Annotated in this window: 15 protein-coding genes and 1 pseudogene; 3 read left to right on the top strand and 13 right to left on the bottom strand. The window is 64.1% G+C overall.

Annotation, left to right across the window (positions count from 1 at the left end; translation table 11 throughout):
- Positions 1 to 5: 5 nt before the first annotated feature.
- The 3 genes from H8S23_RS04440 to H8S23_RS04450 all read right to left on the bottom strand — a co-directional run bounded on the left by H8S23_RS04440 (position 6) and on the right by H8S23_RS04450 (position 2,500).
- Positions 6 to 1,331, bottom strand: a complete 1,326-nt coding sequence (locus H8S23_RS04440; protein WP_341479888.1) for an MATE family efflux transporter — start codon at positions 1,329 to 1,331, stop codon at positions 6 to 8.
- Positions 1,328 to 1,801 carry a MarR family winged helix-turn-helix transcriptional regulator gene (locus tag H8S23_RS04445; protein ID WP_186887078.1) on the bottom strand — a complete coding sequence of 158 codons (474 nt, stop codon included), beginning with the start codon at positions 1,799 to 1,801 and terminating at the stop codon, positions 1,328 to 1,330. The genes H8S23_RS04440 and H8S23_RS04445 overlap by 4 nt, the downstream gene beginning before the upstream one ends.
- 465 nt (positions 1,802 to 2,266) lie before the next feature.
- Positions 2,267 to 2,500, bottom strand: a complete 234-nt coding sequence (locus H8S23_RS04450; protein ID WP_186887079.1) for a helix-turn-helix domain-containing protein — start codon at positions 2,498 to 2,500, stop codon at positions 2,267 to 2,269.
- Between the two features lie 100 nt (positions 2,501 to 2,600).
- On the opposite strand from H8S23_RS04450, the gene H8S23_RS04455 reads away from it, so the two are divergent.
- The 3 genes and pseudogenes from H8S23_RS04455 to H8S23_RS14240 all read left to right on the top strand — a co-directional run bounded on the left by H8S23_RS04455 (position 2,601) and on the right by H8S23_RS14240 (position 4,068).
- Positions 2,601 to 2,912 carry a hypothetical protein gene (locus H8S23_RS04455; protein ID WP_186887080.1) on the top strand — a complete coding sequence of 104 codons (312 nt, stop codon included), beginning with the start codon at positions 2,601 to 2,603 and terminating at the stop codon, positions 2,910 to 2,912.
- Positions 2,913 to 3,072: 160 nt separating this feature from the next.
- Positions 3,073 to 3,516, top strand: a pseudogene (locus H8S23_RS14235) (GNAT family N-acetyltransferase); the annotation flags it as partial.
- 108 nt (positions 3,517 to 3,624) lie between these two features.
- Complete coding sequence (locus H8S23_RS14240) at positions 3,625 to 4,068, top strand: GNAT family N-acetyltransferase (protein ID WP_186887248.1); 444 nt, start codon at positions 3,625 to 3,627, stop codon at positions 4,066 to 4,068.
- A 567-nt stretch (positions 4,069 to 4,635) separates the two neighbouring features.
- Here the strand turns inward: H8S23_RS14240 and H8S23_RS04470 are convergent.
- The 10 genes from H8S23_RS04470 to hisF form a co-directional block, all read right to left on the bottom strand.
- Positions 4,636 to 4,983, bottom strand: coding sequence for a DUF1667 domain-containing protein (locus H8S23_RS04470; RefSeq protein WP_186887081.1), 348 nt, complete (start codon positions 4,981 to 4,983; stop codon positions 4,636 to 4,638).
- Positions 4,983 to 6,251, bottom strand: coding sequence for an NAD(P)/FAD-dependent oxidoreductase (locus H8S23_RS04475; RefSeq protein WP_186887082.1), 1,269 nt, complete (start codon positions 6,249 to 6,251; stop codon positions 4,983 to 4,985). The genes H8S23_RS04470 and H8S23_RS04475 overlap by 1 nt, the downstream gene beginning before the upstream one ends.
- A complete protein-coding gene (locus tag H8S23_RS04480) occupies positions 6,248 to 7,696 on the bottom strand; it encodes an NAD(P)/FAD-dependent oxidoreductase (protein WP_186887083.1) in 1,449 nt (482 codons plus the stop codon). Before H8S23_RS04480 ends, H8S23_RS04475 begins: the two co-directional genes overlap by 4 nt.
- A gap of 257 nt (positions 7,697 to 7,953) precedes the next feature.
- Positions 7,954 to 8,799, bottom strand: a complete 846-nt coding sequence (locus H8S23_RS04485; protein WP_186887084.1) for a putative manganese transporter — start codon at positions 8,797 to 8,799, stop codon at positions 7,954 to 7,956.
- Positions 8,800 to 9,207: 408 nt separating this feature from the next.
- Positions 9,208 to 9,750: a rubrerythrin gene (gene rbr / locus H8S23_RS04490; protein WP_186887085.1), complete on the bottom strand. Its 543-nt coding sequence runs from the start codon at positions 9,748 to 9,750 to the stop codon at positions 9,208 to 9,210.
- Between the two features lie 77 nt (positions 9,751 to 9,827).
- Complete coding sequence (locus H8S23_RS04495; RefSeq protein WP_186887086.1) at positions 9,828 to 10,217, bottom strand: Fur family transcriptional regulator; 390 nt, start codon at positions 10,215 to 10,217, stop codon at positions 9,828 to 9,830.
- A 204-nt stretch (positions 10,218 to 10,421) separates the two neighbouring features.
- Entirely contained in the window at positions 10,422 to 11,615 is a 1,194-nt protein-coding gene (locus H8S23_RS04500; RefSeq protein ID WP_186887087.1) for an aminotransferase-like domain-containing protein, read from the bottom strand.
- 217 nt (positions 11,616 to 11,832) lie between these two features.
- Complete coding sequence (locus tag H8S23_RS04505) at positions 11,833 to 13,014, bottom strand: cation diffusion facilitator family transporter (RefSeq protein ID WP_186887088.1); 1,182 nt, start codon at positions 13,012 to 13,014, stop codon at positions 11,833 to 11,835.
- A 622-nt stretch (positions 13,015 to 13,636) separates the two neighbouring features.
- Positions 13,637 to 14,287 (bottom strand): imidazole glycerol phosphate synthase subunit HisH, encoded by a 651-nt coding sequence (hisH, locus tag H8S23_RS04510; RefSeq protein WP_186887089.1) that lies wholly within the window; start codon positions 14,285 to 14,287, stop codon positions 13,637 to 13,639.
- Positions 14,284 to 15,051, bottom strand: coding sequence for an imidazole glycerol phosphate synthase subunit HisF (hisF, locus tag H8S23_RS04515; RefSeq protein WP_186887090.1), 768 nt, complete (start codon positions 15,049 to 15,051; stop codon positions 14,284 to 14,286). The genes hisH and hisF overlap by 4 nt, the downstream gene beginning before the upstream one ends.
- Between the last annotated feature and the right edge of the window lie 28 nt (positions 15,052 to 15,079).

Here is a 15,079-nt window from a genome sequence, read left to right on the forward strand (position 1 = left end):
GGCGGTCAATAGCCGTAGGCCGGCTTCCAGCGCACCACGCACCAGACCGAGACCAGCAGGGCCAGCGCCTCCGCCGCCGGGATCGACAGCCAGATACCGTCCACCCCCAGCAGCCCGGGCAGCAGCAGGATGGCCGCCACGATGAACACAAAGGTGCGCAGAAAGGAGAGCGCGGCGGACACCCGCCCATTGGAAAGGGCGGTGAACAGCCCCGAGGCGAAGATATTGAAACCCATGAACAGAAAGCCCGCTGAAAAGAGAAACAGCCCGTGCACCGCCAGATCAAAAACCGGCTCGCCGCGGCTGGCAAAGACCCCCACCACCTGCCGCGACAGCGCCAGGGACAGCACCCAGGCCAGCAGGGAGCAGACGGTGATAAAGATGAGGCTGAGCCGGAACAGCTGCCCCAGCCGCTTTTTGTCCCGCGCGCCGTAATTGAAGCTGAAGAGGGGCGCCACGCCGGAGACATAGCCCAGAAAGACGGCGGTGAAGAGGAACTGGGAGTACAGCACGATGGTGATGGCGGCGACGCCGTTTTCGCCCAGGGCCCGCATCATCAGGATATTGAACAAAAAGGTGGTCACCGCCACCGACAGGTTGGAGACCATTTCCGACGAGCCGTTGGCACAGGCGCGGAGGAACAGCCACGCCTCCCACCGGGGGCGGGCAAAATGCAGCGCGCCTTTGCGGTTGCAGGCAAAAAAGACGAGCCCCGCCGCCGCGGGGATCACAAAGCCGAAACCGGTGGCCAGCGCAGCCCCGCTCACCCCCATCTGCAGCGGCACGATAAAGACATAGTCCAGCACGATGTTGGCCACGCCGCCGGCCACAGTGGAAACAAGGCCCAGGTTTGGTTTTGCCGCGGCGACGAAAAAATATTGGAACAGCAACTGCAGCATGGCAAAAGGCACGAACAGGCTGAGGGTGAACATATAGTCGCGGCAATCGGCAAAGACCGCGTCGTTCGCCCCCAGCATGCGCACGATGGGGCCTGCCAGCAGCGTGCCCGCGGCCGTCATCGCCGCCCCCAGGGCCACGCCCGCCACCGCCAGCGCGGTAAAGCTGCGGCGGGCGTGCTCCTCCTGGCCCTCGCCCATCAGCTTCGCCACCACGGCGCTGCCGCCGGTCGCCAGCATGATGCCCAGCGCAAAGACCAGGTTGAGGGCGGGATAGACGATGTTCACCGCCGACAGGGCCCCGGTGCCCACAAAGCGGGACACAAACCCCCCGTCCACCATGGTATAAAATGAGTTAAAGACCATCATGACCACCGTGGGCAGGGTAAAACGCAGCAAAAAGCCCGGCGTGATCTTTTGTTCCAGGGAATTCACGTTTCTTTTCCTTTCTTCTCTTTTTTGCCCGCAGGCGTCTGCTCCGCTTCCGCCTGACGGAAGTGCCGGTTGATCGTATCCAGCATCCCGCACAGCAGCTCCATCTGCCGGGGCGTGTAACGCTCTTCCAATTCGTCCAGCGCGCCGTAGAGAAGCTGGTCGTAGGCGCGGTACTCGGCCCGCAGCTTTTCGTTGATATGCAGGTAATAGACGCGTTTGTCCCGCTCGCTGCGGGTGCGCACCACCAGGCCCAGCCGCTCCAGCTCGCGCACCTTGGAGGTGATCGCGGAGGGGGCGACGCGCAGGGTCTCGGCCAGATATCCTGCGGTGCAATCCGGCGTATAAGCGATGAGGTCCAGATAAAGCAGGCTGTTGTAGGTCACGCTCTGATAGGTGTTGTCATGGGCGAGCCGCAGCTCGCCGACCACCATGTCGACAAAAAGCCGTTCCATCCTCTGACGCAGGTCCATCGCCGCCCCCTATAGTTCAGAAAAATTAATTATAATCGCTTAACTAATTGGCAAGTATAACAAAGCCCTCCGGCGTTGTCAAGCGTCCCCTCTCCGCCGGGGCCGGGATGCCTGCCGCCCGCCCATGGTACCGCACTTTTTCCGCGGCGGGCAAACGGCGGGCCAAAAGGGTTGCTTCTGCGGCGCTGCGGGACTGGTTTTTTCAGCTTTTCCCGTTTGATATGCGCCGCAAACGGCCGAAAACAGCGGCGCCGGGACGGGCGATTTTTTTGCCGCGCCGCAGCCGCTGCAATCAAAAAAACAGCCGCCGCAAAGCGAAATCCGGTTGGCGGACAGCCTGTTTTTTTGCCGCGTATCCCGCCGGGCGGGATGCGGAACGTCTATCGCCGCAGGCCGTCCTTGGGGGCCTCCTGCGCCGGGAATATTGACCGGCCTCAAAGCGGCGGGCCAAAACGCCCTTTGCCGCTAGGGGGTATCTTCCCCCGCCGCGGGGTAGGGCTCCCGGCGGTCGGTACAGCCCAGCAGATAATCGATGCTGGTGTGGTAAAAGGAAGCCAGCTTTATCAGGACCTCCAGCGGGATGTTCAGGTTGCCCCGCTCATAATCCGAATAAGTGGTCTGATGCACCCCCAGATAATCCGCCAATGTTTTTTGGGGCAGGTCCCGGTCTTCCCTCAGGTCACGCAAACGAAGCTTCATCTCTCCATCCCCCCCGCCCATTATGGGATAAGGGATATTCCCTTATTGCTTTTTAAGGGAATATCCCTTAAAATGAAGAAAAGGAAAGGAGGCGATGCGGATGCTGCCGGAGGAACTGGCCCCGGAAGAGTTTTGCCCTGCCGGCGGGCCAGACCTGTCCGCAGCCTGCGCCGGGGTGGCGGAGATCACGGCGCAGCTGGAAGAGGAGGTACAGACGGGCGACCCGTTCACCGCCCAGCGCGGCCTGCAGCTGGTAAAAGAGCTGCGCCGGCGGGAGGCCGCTTTGGGCTGCGCCGCCTACCGCCAGGGGATGCTGGACGCCGCGCATCTGTCCCGCCGCCTGGACAAGCTGCTGGGGACGGAGGAGCAGGCCCCCTCCGCACCGGCCCTGCACGCCGAGACGGAGAGATGACAGGCCGCCGCCGGGATGGTATACTGGGACCACGGCAGAGGCCCCGCGTCCCGCAGGCTGCAGACAGCGTTCCGCAGGCTGCAGACAGCGTTCCGCAGGCTGCAGACAGCGTTCCGTGGGACGCGGAGCCCGCCCGCAAAATCACCACCGGAGGCGCAGGATGAAACCGGACAGGCGTCACTATTTTCTGCAAACGGAACGGATCGGCTTTTCGATATGGGGACCGGAGGACCTGGCGCTCGCAAAGTCACTGTGGGGCGACCCGGCGGTGACGCGGTTCCTCTGTGCGGGCGGGATCTTCCGCGATGAGGATATCGCGCAGCGGCTGGGGGAAGAGATCTGCCGGGAGCAAGAACATCAGGTCCAGTACTGGCCCATTTTTGAGCTCAGTACAGAAGAGCTGATCGGCTGCTGCGGGCTGAGGCCCGGCGCGGCGCGGGAATACGAACTGGGCTTCCATCTGCGGCCAAATTTCTGGGGGCAGGGGTATGGCCGCGAAGCCGCAGGCGCCGTTGTCCGGCATGCTTTTACCGCGCTGGGCGCACAACGGCTGTCTGCCGGGCACCATCCCGGCAACAAGGCCTCCCAAAAACTGCTCTGCTCTTTGGGTTTCACCTCTATCGGCGACAGGCTGTACCCGCCGACCGGGCTGCGGCATCCCACTTATGAACTGCATCCCCCCGCTGAGAGCGGCGGGCGCGCGGGGAAAGCCGTGCGGATAGCGGAAGTCGGCCGCCGGACGCCCGCCCTGCTTGTGCAGCTGCTGGAGCTGTGGGAGGGCGCCGTGAGGGCGACCCATCTGTTTTTGTCGGACGAAGAGATCGATGCCATCCGGCAGATCGTCCCGCAGGCGCTCGCCAGCGTCCCCCGCCTGATCGTGGCGGAAAGCGAAGAGGGGCGCGCCCTCGGCTTTATGGGGCTGGATGGGCAAAAGCTGGAAATGCTGTTCGTCTCCCGCCGGGAGAGGGGAAAGGGCGTGGGGAAGAAGCTGCTCCGATACGGCATGGAACACCATTCTCTCAGCGAACTGACCGTGAACGAGCAAAACCCCTCTGCCAAAGCCTTTTATGAACATATGGGCTTTCACGTCTATCAAAGGACGGAGAAAGACGAACAGGGAAATCCCTATCCGCTTTTATATCTGAAATTGGACTGACCGCCCGCACGGTGCGGGCCCTGTTCTTTTTCTCCCAAAATTGCAACTGCAGGGCCGCGGGGGCGCGCGCCTGCACAAGGCCTGCCGCCTGCAAGCGTCTCAAAAGGCGGTAACTCCCAGTCTGCCGGGCGATGCTCCTCCCGCAGTCCGCAGGCAGACGACCGCCGGACCGCCGGGGCCGGTCGCGGCAGCCGCACCGGCGGCGCAGGCGGCCCCCCAAAAGCGGCGTCTGAAAACGAAAAAATAAATTCCCGGCGAATTGCCGCTACCGCAGCAGCAGCAGCAAAGAAACGCCCGTTTGAGGGCCGCGGGACACGCAGAGGGCATCCCGGGCCGCTTTTCCGCACCTTTTGAAGCGCCGCCGCGCGGCCTCTATCCTCCCCTTTTCAGCCGCCTTTTCCGCTGCCGGGCAGGACTGTGGGAAAGCCGTTCGCCCACGCCCCGATTTGTCCGGCGCGCGGTTTTCTCCTGCAAAAAAGCAAGGGGCGCCGTCTCAAGACAGCGCCCCTTGCTTTTGCCGGGACAGCGGGCTGTTCCCCGCCGTCCTCCCTGCCGCAGCTGTGCGGCTCACATCTCTTTCGTCGCCACCAGGTCCACGCCGGTGCCCAGCAGGTCGCGGATCACCACTTCTCCCACCCGGACCGGCGCTTTCACCGTGACTTCAGCCAGCGCGTCCATCGCTTTCAGCAGCAGGGGCTTGGGGATGGGGGCCGCCGTCTTGACCGGCAGCCGGCAGTGGGCGGCGCCCTCGATGCGCACCGTAGAGGTGAGCACCCGCCGCGGGTCGGTGACCTCATTGCGGCCGTACTCCTCGCCCTTGGGGCAGGTGTTGCCCCGCACCTGCAGCGTCTCGTCGTCCACCTCCAGGTGGCAGCCGCGGGGGCAGGTGATGCAGATCATCTTGCGGATCGCCATTATGCATTCGCCTCCTCGACAGAAATCGTGACCGTGCCCTGCGCCTTTTCCAGCAGCGCTCTGGGCAGCTGGATCTGCTCCATTTCGCCCGGGGCCATATGCTGGCGCTTGAACGCCGCGATCTGGACGCCGCCGCTCATGACCCTGACGGTGCCGGCGGCCATCACCTTATTGACCCGGAAAAACACCCCGGCCGCTTTGTCCACGCCTGCCAGACGGATCTTCTGGGGCACGGTATAGTTGACATGCTCGCCGTTTGCCAGCTCCAGATCCGCGCCGCCGGCAGCCGAGCTGCCCGCGATGTAATCCGCAGCCGCGCGGCCCGCACGCTGGCTCTCACCAGTGACAAAGTCCACCAGGTCGTGCACATGCACCACGTTGCCCGCCGCAAAAACGCCGGGGATCGAGGTCTCCATATTCTCAAACACCACCGGGCCGCTGGTGCGCCGGTCGATCTCGATGCCCGCGTTGCGGGACAGCTCGTTCTCCGGGATCAGCCCCACCGACAGCAGCACCGTGTCGCAGTCAAATTCCATCTCGGTGCCGGGCACGGGGCGGCGGTTTTCGTCCACGGCACTGACGACCACCTTTTCCACCCTGCCGTGCTTGCCCACGATGTCGGTGATGGTGTGCGCCAGATAAAGCGGGATGTCAAAATCGTTGAGGCACTGCACAATGTTGCGGTTGAGGCCGTTGGAATAGGGCATCAGCTCAACGCAGGCCAGCACTTTGGCGCCCTCCAGCGTCATGCGGCGCGCCATGATGAGGCCGATATCGCCCGAGCCCAAAATGACCACCCGTTTGCCCACCATATAGCCCTCGATATTCATATACCGCTGGGCCGCGCCCGCGGTCAGCACGCCGGCGGGCCGGTCGCCCGGGATGCCGATGGCCCCGCGGGTGCGCTCGCGGCAGCCCATGGTGAGCACGATGGCCTTGGCCCGCAGCACCATATAGCCGTCAAAGTTGTTGACTGCATGCACCTCTTTGTTCTCGGTGATCGAGAGCACCATGGTGTCGGTGCGCACCTTGACCCCGGTATCGAACAGCATCTTGATGAACCGCCCGGCGTATTCGGGGCCGGTCAGCTCCTCTTTAAAATAGGTCAGGCCAAAGCCGTTGTGGATGCACTGGTTGAGGATGCCCCCCAGCTCTTTGTCGCGCTCGATGATGAGGATGTCCTTAACGCCCTTTTCCCAGGCCGCGCAGGCCGCGGCGAGGCCCGCCGGGCCGCCGCCGATGACGATCAAGTCATGATATTCGGTCATTGGGCCGCGCCCCCTTTCTGTTTGGTCTGGCCAAAGATGATGCGGCTGCCCGCTTTGTCCTGCAGCACCTCCTGCTGGCTGATGCCCAGCTCGCGCGCGATGATCTCCTGTACGCGGGGGCCGCAGAAGCCGCCCTGGCAGCGGCCCATGCCCGGGTTGCAGCGCCGTTTGACCCCGTCGATGGAGACGGGCGGGATGACCGAGTGCAGCGCGTCGACGATCTCGCCCTCGGTGATGGTCTCACAGCGGCAGATCACGCGGCCGTAAGCGGGGTCCTTTTCCACAAGGGCGGTCTTTTCTTTTGACGAGAGTTCCTTGAAGCGCACGCGGCTGCGGCTGTCGTCGAACGAGGCCTTTTCTTTCAGCTCAACGCCTGCGCCGGCCAGCAGCTTCACCGCTTCGGCGGCGATGGCGGGCGCGGAGGACAGGCCCGGCGATTTGATGCCGCCCAGGTTGATGAAGCCCTTTGCCGCGGGGCTTTCGCAGATGACAAAATCGGGCTGGTCGGTCACGGCGCGCACGCCGGAAAAATTGCGGATGGAATCGCGGTAATTGATGCCCGGCACGCTTTTGGCCGCCTTTTCTCTGACGAAATCAAGCCCCGCGGCGGTCACCGCCACGTCGTCGCCGTCCGCCACGTCCTCGGCGTTGGGGCCGACGATCAGGTTGCCGTGTACGGTGGGGGACACCAGCACGCCCTTGCCGTCCTTGTTCGGGCACTGGAAGATCACATGGTCCACCAGCGCGCCCTGGCTTTTGTCCATCAGGTAGTACTCGCCCCGGCTGGGCCGGGTGGTAAAAGCGTGAGGGGCGGCCAGATCGTTGATCTGGTCGGCGTGGACGCCCGCAGCGTTGACGATGGTGCGGGTCTCGATGACGCTGTCGCCCGCCGTGACCCGGTAACCGCCCTCGATCTTTTCAATGGCGGTGACCGGGCTGTTCAGCCGCAGCTCGACGCCGTTTTTGACCGCGGTCTCGGCCAGCGCCAAGCACATCTCCCAGGGGGAGATAATGGCGGCGGAGGGGGCCAGCAGGGCCGCTTTCACCTCTTTGGAGAGGTTGGGCTCCAGCGCCTGCACCTCCTGTGCAGAGAGGACGCGCACTCCCGGCACCCCGTTGGCGACGCCGCGCCGGTAAAGCTCTTCCACTGTCTTTACATCGGCCTCGTCAAAGGCCAGTACCAGGCTGCCGATCTCCTTGCAGGGCACATCCAGCCTTGCGGCGATCTCCTTGGTGCGGCGGTTGCCCTCCACATTGAGCCGCGCCATCAAGGTGCCCGGCTCCGGGTCGTACCCCGCGTGGATGATGGCGCTGTTGGCTTTGGTGGTGCCGGTGGACACGTCGTTCTCCCGCTCCACCACTACGGTCCTGAGATCATAGTGGGCCAGCTCGTACGCCGTGGCCGCGCCGATAACGCCGCAGCCGATGATCGTTACGTCAACCATGTCTGTCCAAACCCTCCTTATCTCTCGTCCCCCCGCCCCGGGCATCCGGAACCAGGCAACAAAAAAAGCCAAAGCAAAAAAGGCCCTTTCGGGTTTTTTCGCTTTGACTCTGTTCTCTAAGCTTGCACCTATTATAGCATGGCAGATCTCAAAATGCTAGAGGCTTTTTGCAAAGAAAATGAAAAAAAGACCGGCTCCGTGCAGTGCCCGTGATGGCGCGCACCGGCGGGCGAAAGCCACCGCGCGGCTGCAGCTTTTTAAAAGACGGACAGCACCAGCCCCGCCGCGGCCGAGACTGCAAAGAGCGCAGCGGTGATCAGCAGGTTCTTTTTCAGCCCCCGGTTGGAGCGGAACAGCACCACCAGACCGATGCCCGCGGCGCTGGAGAGGCCCGCCGCCAGCGAGGCGAACGTGATGGCGCCGGACAGGTAGAGCTGGGCCAGCAGCACGCTGGCCGCGCAGTTGGGGATCAGGCCGATCAGAGCCGCCAAAATAGGCTGCAGCAGCCTTGTGCGGGAGAGCCAGCCGGTGAGCAGCTCGCCCCCAAAATACTCCATTGCCACATGGATGACAAAAGAGAACACCACCACATAAAACAGCACCTCCAGCGTGTGCAGCACAGCCGCCCGCCACACGCTCTGCTCCCCCTCTTCATGCTCGCAGGGGCAGTGGATCTGCTCGTGGTCGGCCACCACGCCCGCGCGCACCAGACGGCGGCGCAGCAGAAAGTCCACCGCAAAGCCGGTGCCCGCCGCCAGCACGAACTTGACCGCGATCAGCCCGCCCAGCGCAGGCAGCGCCCCGGGGCTGGCCAGCAGCACCAAAAACGCCTCGTCTGAAGTGGCGATAAACACCGCAAGCAGGGTGCCCAGCGTGATGACCCTGCCCGCATAGAGATTCGCCGCCATTGCCGAAAACCCGCATTGGGGCACAGTGCCCAGCACGGCTCCGGCCAAAAAGCCGATCTTGCCCTCGCCGGAGAGCAGCCTCATCAGCCGGCCGTTCTGCCGGTGTTCGGCCACCTCCACCAGCAGGCAGGCCAGAAACAAAAACGGCAGCATCTTCGCCGCGTCGATCAGGGTATCCAACAAAAGTTCCAACAAGGGCAGTCCCTCCCGTTGATCTCAAATGCGAATCATTCGCGTCTTTGCGCGCTTATTTATTATACCCCGTTTTTTACCAAATGCAAGCGATTCGCATTTACTTTTCACTTTTCCGCCCTGCGGCGGCGCAGGCTCCCCGCCTGCCTCCCGCGCCCCGGCCCGGAAACAGGCGTCCCGCCCACCCGTTTCCCCTGCGGCAGCCCGTTTGCGGGGGGCCCCGCCTCCCCCCGCCTGCTGTAAGCCGGACCTTTTTTCGGGCGGCCGCCGGCGGAAGTCATCCAAAAAAATTGCGCTCCATTGCTGGAGCGCAACCTTTTTATTCAGTCACCCTGTCCGGGCCAGCGGGACAAAGCGATGTTTTCTCCCGTCCGCACCGTCCGCGCAGGAAACTTGGGGCCGTGAAAAAGCTCAGTACGGCTTGACGCGCAGCTCGAAGTAGCTCTGCGGATGATCGCAGACCGGGCACTTCGCCGGGGCGGACTTGCCCACGTGGATGTGGCCGCAGTTGGTGCAGATCCAGACCTGCTCCTCCTCGCGGGCAAAGATCTTATCCTCTTTGAGCAACTTGGCCAGATCGTTGTAGCGCTCTTCATGGGTCTTTTCGATCTGGGCGACAGCGTCAAACTGCCAGGCCAGACGGTCGAAGCCCTCTTCCTTGGCGACCTTGGCAAACTCGGCGTACATCTCGGTCCACTCATAGTTCTCGCCCGCAGCCGCGTCGGCCAGGTTGGTCATGGTATCGGGCACCTCGCCGCCGTGCAGGGCCTTGAACCACAGCTCTGCGTGCTCTTTCTCGTTGCCGGCGGTCTCTTCAAAGATGTCGCCGATCACCTTGTAGCCCTCTTTCTTCGCCTTGGAAGCGTAGAAAGTGTACTTGTTGCGCGCCTGGCTCTCGCCGGCAAACGCGGCCATCAGATTCGCTTCGGTCCTCGATCCTTTCAGTTCAGCCATGGTAACTACCTCCGTTTTTTATGTTCTGAAATCTATTATGCGGCCGCCGCAGGCAGCCTAAACATAAACCGAGATCTTCAGGCCCGCTTTTCGCGGCAGGCCGGGCAAAGCCCCTCAAACACCAGATCATGCCGGGAGATGCGAAACCCGGTCTCCTTTTCCGTCTCGGCGTCCAGCCGCGGCATATAAGCCGCCGGGGCGTCGATGACCCGGCCGCAGCCGGCGCATTTGATGTGATAGTGGGGGCCTACTGTAAAGTCGAACCGGTCCGCCGCGTCCGGCATGGCGACCCGCCGCACCAGACCGTCTTCCGCCAGAGAATTGAGGTTGCGGTAGACCGTGGCCTTGCTGATGCTGGGGTGCCGCGCCGCAACGCGCTGATAGACCTCCTCGGCGGTGGGGTGGCATTGCAGCTCCCGTACCGCCTGCAGCACCAGCTGCTTTTGTACGGTATTGCGTTTTTCCATCGCGGGCTCCTTATTGAGAACTTTTACTAATTAATAGTATATCTGTTTCCCATGAAAAGTCAAGGGAATTTTGGCAGAAATCCTCTTAAAAATAAAAAGTCCCGGGCACGCCGGGCATGCCGCTGAGACTTTTTAACGCGTTTGTGGATTTAAACGAGCGCGCGCCTGCCGCCGGGCAGGGGGAATCGGCGCTTTTCCATCCGCTCACAGCCCGGCGCAGACCTCACGGGTCAGGCCGCCCAAAATGCCGATGCCCTTGACGATATCCTCGTCGCTGGGGGTGGAGTAGTTGAGGCGGAAGCACTGGGTGCTGCCGTCCTCGTCGCAGAGAAACGCGCTGCCCGGCACCACGGCCACCTTGCGGCGCTGCGCCTCCAGCACAAAGGCCGTCATGTCCACGCCCTTGGGCAGGGTGGCCCACAGGAACATCCCGCCGCTGGGGCGGGTATAGCGGACGCGCTGGTCGAACTCGCGGTCCATCTCGGCCAGCATCAGGCGGCATTTGCGCTCATACACCCTGCGGATGGCGCGGATATGCGCCTCGGTGTCGCTGTGGCGCAGCCATTCGTCGCAGACCATCTGGCTCCAGCTGTTGGTGTGGGTATCGCTGCACTGCTTGACGGTGACCAGCTTTTCCACGATCTCCCTGTTGGCGATGATGTAGGCCAGCCGCATGCCCGGGGCCAGTATTTTGGAAAAGCTGCCGCAGTACAGCACCAGCCCCTTTTGATCCAGGCTTTTGATGGGCGGGATATACTCGCCCTCAAAGCGCAGCTCGCCGTAGGGGTTATCCTCCAGCACCGGCACATCGTATTTGACCGCCAGATCATAGATCACCTGCCGCTTGGCGGCGCTGGTGACAAGGCCGGTGGGGTTCTGGAAATTGGGGATCACATAGAACAGCTTGGGCTTGGGCACAGCGGCAAAAGCCTTTTCCAGCGCGGCGATGTCCACGCCGTCGTCCTCCATGGGCACGCCCACCGTCTTTGCCCCGTAGGCGCGGAAAGAGTTGAGCGCCCCCACAAAGCTGGGGTCCTCCGCCACCACCGTGTCCCCCTCGTTGCAGAAGACCCGGGCGGTAAAATCCATGGCCTGCTGGCTGCCGGTGAGGATGGCGATGTCATCTTCCGCAGTGCTGATACGGCCATAGCGGTTGGCGAACGCCAGCGCCGACTCGCGCAGCGACGGCACGCCCTCGGTCGTGCCGTAAAGCAGCATCCTGACCGGCTGTTCTTCCAGGATCTTCGCCGAGTATTTTTTGATCTCCTCGATCGGAAAGCATTCCACTGCCGGGTTCCCGCCCGCAAAGGAGATCATGCTGGGATCGTTCATGTTTTTGATGATCTCGCGGATGGCCGACGGCCTGGTGCCCAGCGCCTTTTGTGAAAACTCATACATATTCTGTTTCCCCTCTCTGTTTGTGATCTGCCCGCAGCGGCGCCCGGCGGGGCACAGTCGGCGCAGAGCCCCGCTCTGCGTCCCCGCCCGAAAGCGCCGTCCTTATTTACTTCAAAAACCGCCGACGACCGGCCGCCCCGGATGCGGCGCGCCTCCCCGCTCTTCGGGGGCCGGGGCCGCCGGCCGCTCCCACGGCCCCCGCACGCCCGGTCCCCTTTCAGTCCCGCGGGGCGCTGGCATAGCTGTAGTCCACCGTCACGACGGCGAAGTGGTTGGGGTCGTCCTGCCGCAGGCTCTGCGCGATGGCCTCTTTCAGGCGGTCGGCTTTCATGCCGAAGCCCTGCGGCACCACCACGTCAAAGATCAGGTTGGTATGGTCGTCGCCTTTCACCATCCGAAAATCGTGGATGCTCAGCCTGGGGTCGATCTCCCGCACCTTGGCGGCGGCCAGTTCGCGGTGGCGGCAGACCTCGCCGTCGTCGTCGCTGATGGGGTCCAGATGGATCACGAGATGGACGCCCTGTTCTTCCAGCACCGCGCGCTCGATGTTATCGATCACATCGTGGCAGTGCATCACATCCTCAGAAGCGCTCATCTCCACATGGACACTGGCAAACCGCCGCCCCGGCCCGTAGTCGTGCACCATCAGGTCGTGCAGGCCCAGCACCCCGTCATAGCTCATGATCCTGCCGTCCAGCCGGTCCACCAGCTCTTCGTCGGGCGCTTCTCCCAGCAGCGGGTTCAGGGTCTCCCGCACGATGCCAACCCCGCCCCAGAGGATGAACGCGGCCACCGCAAGGCCCATCCACCCGTCCAGATCCAGGCCGGTGAGGCGGGCCAGTACCGCGGCAAGCAGCACGGCCGCCGTGGTCAGCACATCGTTGCGGCTGTCCATGCCGGTGGCCTCCAGCGCGGTGGAGCCGATGCGCCGCCCGATGGTGCGGTAAAACCGCGCCATCCACAGCTTGACCAGGATCGAGACGCCGAGCACCGCCACCGACACCAGGCTGAACGACACCGGGGCGGGATGCAGCGCCCGGTCAAAGCTGGTGCGCAGCAGGTCCACGCCGATGGCCATGATGAGCACCGCCACCGACAGGCCGGACAGGTACTCGATGCGGGCATGGCCGAAAGGGTGTTCCCGGTCGGCGGGCTTGCCCCCCAGCTGGAAGCCCAGCAGCGTGATGAGGCAGCTGGACGCGTCGGACAGGTTGTTCACGGCGTCGGCGGTGATGGAGACGCTGCCGAACGCCAGACCCACGGCAAATTTGCCCCCGCAGAGCAGCAGATTGCAGAGCAGCCCCACCACCCCGGCCAGCCTGCCATAGCGCCCGCGCGCCGCAGGGGTGCGGACGTCCTGCGGGTCCCGCACAAAACGCCGGATCAGAAACTCCGTCACGGCAGCCGTCCCCCTCTCTCAAAAGCCGCGCAGAGCGCGGTATTAAGCATAAATTATAGACGGTTTGGGCGCAAAAATCAAATCTTTTTGGCGCTTTTCCCCTCTCTTTTTTCTGCCTGCCCCCGCCGTCGCCCGGGCGCCCCCGTTTCGCCCAAATGGTCACACACTGTGTGGCCATTCAGGTCTCCCCCTGCTGCCGTCCGGGCGGCCCCCAGTCCCGCCGCCGGTATGCACCCTCTTTGGGGAAAAGCAGCGGCCAAGCAGGCGGGCCCGGCGCGTTCCCGCCGCCGCCAAAACGGGCCGGAGAAAAAAACCGCCCCCGCGCTGCGGCCGCCTGGGCAGAGCGCTGTCTGGAGGGGCGGGGAGTTTGCGGACCCGCGCCGAAAAGCCCCGCCGCCTGAAACAGCGCCCGCAAAAGCAGCTGCCGGGGCGGACAGGACGTTCCAGCCGCGCAGCGCTGTGACATCGTGCTGCCGGACCGGCGCGGGCTGCCGGGGCGGACGGCGATCACCGCTGCCCTGCGACAAAGCGGCGGCTCTCGCCGCCCCCGCCTGCCCCTGCCCTTACTGCCGCCGCCGGCCGCCCCAAAGCGGGCCGCGCCCTGTGTAGGCCGCGCTTTTTTCTATCCCTCTCCGTCCTCCAGAAACTGCCGTATGATGGAAAGCCCCACCTCTCCGCTTTTTTCCGGGTGGAACTGGCAGCCGGTGACGCTGCCGCTGCGGGCCGCCGCGCAGACACGCCGTCCCCCGTACAGCACCTCCGCCAGCCGGTCCTGCGGGCGGGCGGGCTTCGCCTCGTAGCTGTGGACAAAATAGACCTCGCCGCCCGGCCGCACCGCCCGCAGCAGGCTGTCTGCAAAATCCGTTTTTCCCTGCGGAGGCAGCAGGCCGTTCCACCCCACCTGGGGCACCCGCTGAAGCCCGCCCGCGGCGTTCCGCTCTGGCAGCTTCACCACCCGGCCCGGGATCAGGCCCAGGCCCTGCCAGCGGCCGAACTCCTCGCTCTCGTCAAACAGCATCTGCATGCCCAGGCAAATGCCCAGCAGCGGCGTGCCCGCAGCGGCCTTTTGCCGGATGGGGACGGTCAGTCCCAGCTGTTCCAGCCCGGCCATACCGTCCCGGAAAGCCCCCACGCCGGGCAGCACCAGCGCCTGCGCCCCAAGTACCGCCGCGGGGCTGCGGGCGATCTCCACCTTTGCCCCAAAGTGCTCGAAAGCCCGCTGGACGCTGAGCAGGTTGGACAGGCCGTAATCGATCAGGGTCACGCGCTTCATCTTCTCACCCCCACGCCGCGGGCGGCCAGCGCGGCTTTCAGCTGCCCGACCCCCATCCTTTTATAATGCAGCAGGCTGGAAAGGGCCACCGCGCAAGCGCCGTCCTCCGCGGCCAGGGCCACGTCCTCCGGGCCGGCCGCACCGCCCGCCGCGATCACCGGCACGTTCACCGCCCCGGCCACGGCGCGGATCAGCTCCCGGTCCATGCCCCGGCCCAGGCCCTCGCTGTCCACACTGGTCAGCAAGATCTCGCCCGCGCCCAGAGCGACGCCCCGCTTTGCCCATTCCACCGCGTCCAGGCCCGAGTGCTCGCGCCCATTGTCATAATAGGCCTCCCAGCCGGAGCCGTCTCGGCGGCGTTTGGCCTGGATGGATAATACCATGCACTGGCTGCCGTAGGCCTCGGCCACCCGGGTGATGATGGAGGGGTCCTTGATGGCCGCGGTGTTGATGGCGGCCTTGTCGGCGCCCTGCTGCAAAATTTTGTGCACGTCCTCCACGCTGCGCAGCCCGCCGCCCACCGTGATGGGGATGAACACGTCGCCGGTGGTGCGCCGCACGATCTGCGACAGGTTGTTGCGCTCGTAAAGGCTGGCCACGATGTCCAGATACAGGATCTCGTCGATGCCCGCCTCATAGTACGCCCGGGCAAAGTCGTGCGGATCGCCCAGTTTGCGCAGCCCCTCCAGTTGGACGCCCTTTACCAGCTGATCGTTTTTGACCTCCAGCCGGGCGATCAGGCGGATCTTTTCCGCTTTTGCCATCCTCGTCCTCTCCTTTCCCGCGCCGTTT

The organism is Anaerofilum hominis, assembly GCF_014287275.1.
GTDB classification, from domain to species: Bacteria; Bacillota; Clostridia; order Oscillospirales; family Ruminococcaceae; genus Pygmaiobacter; species Pygmaiobacter hominis.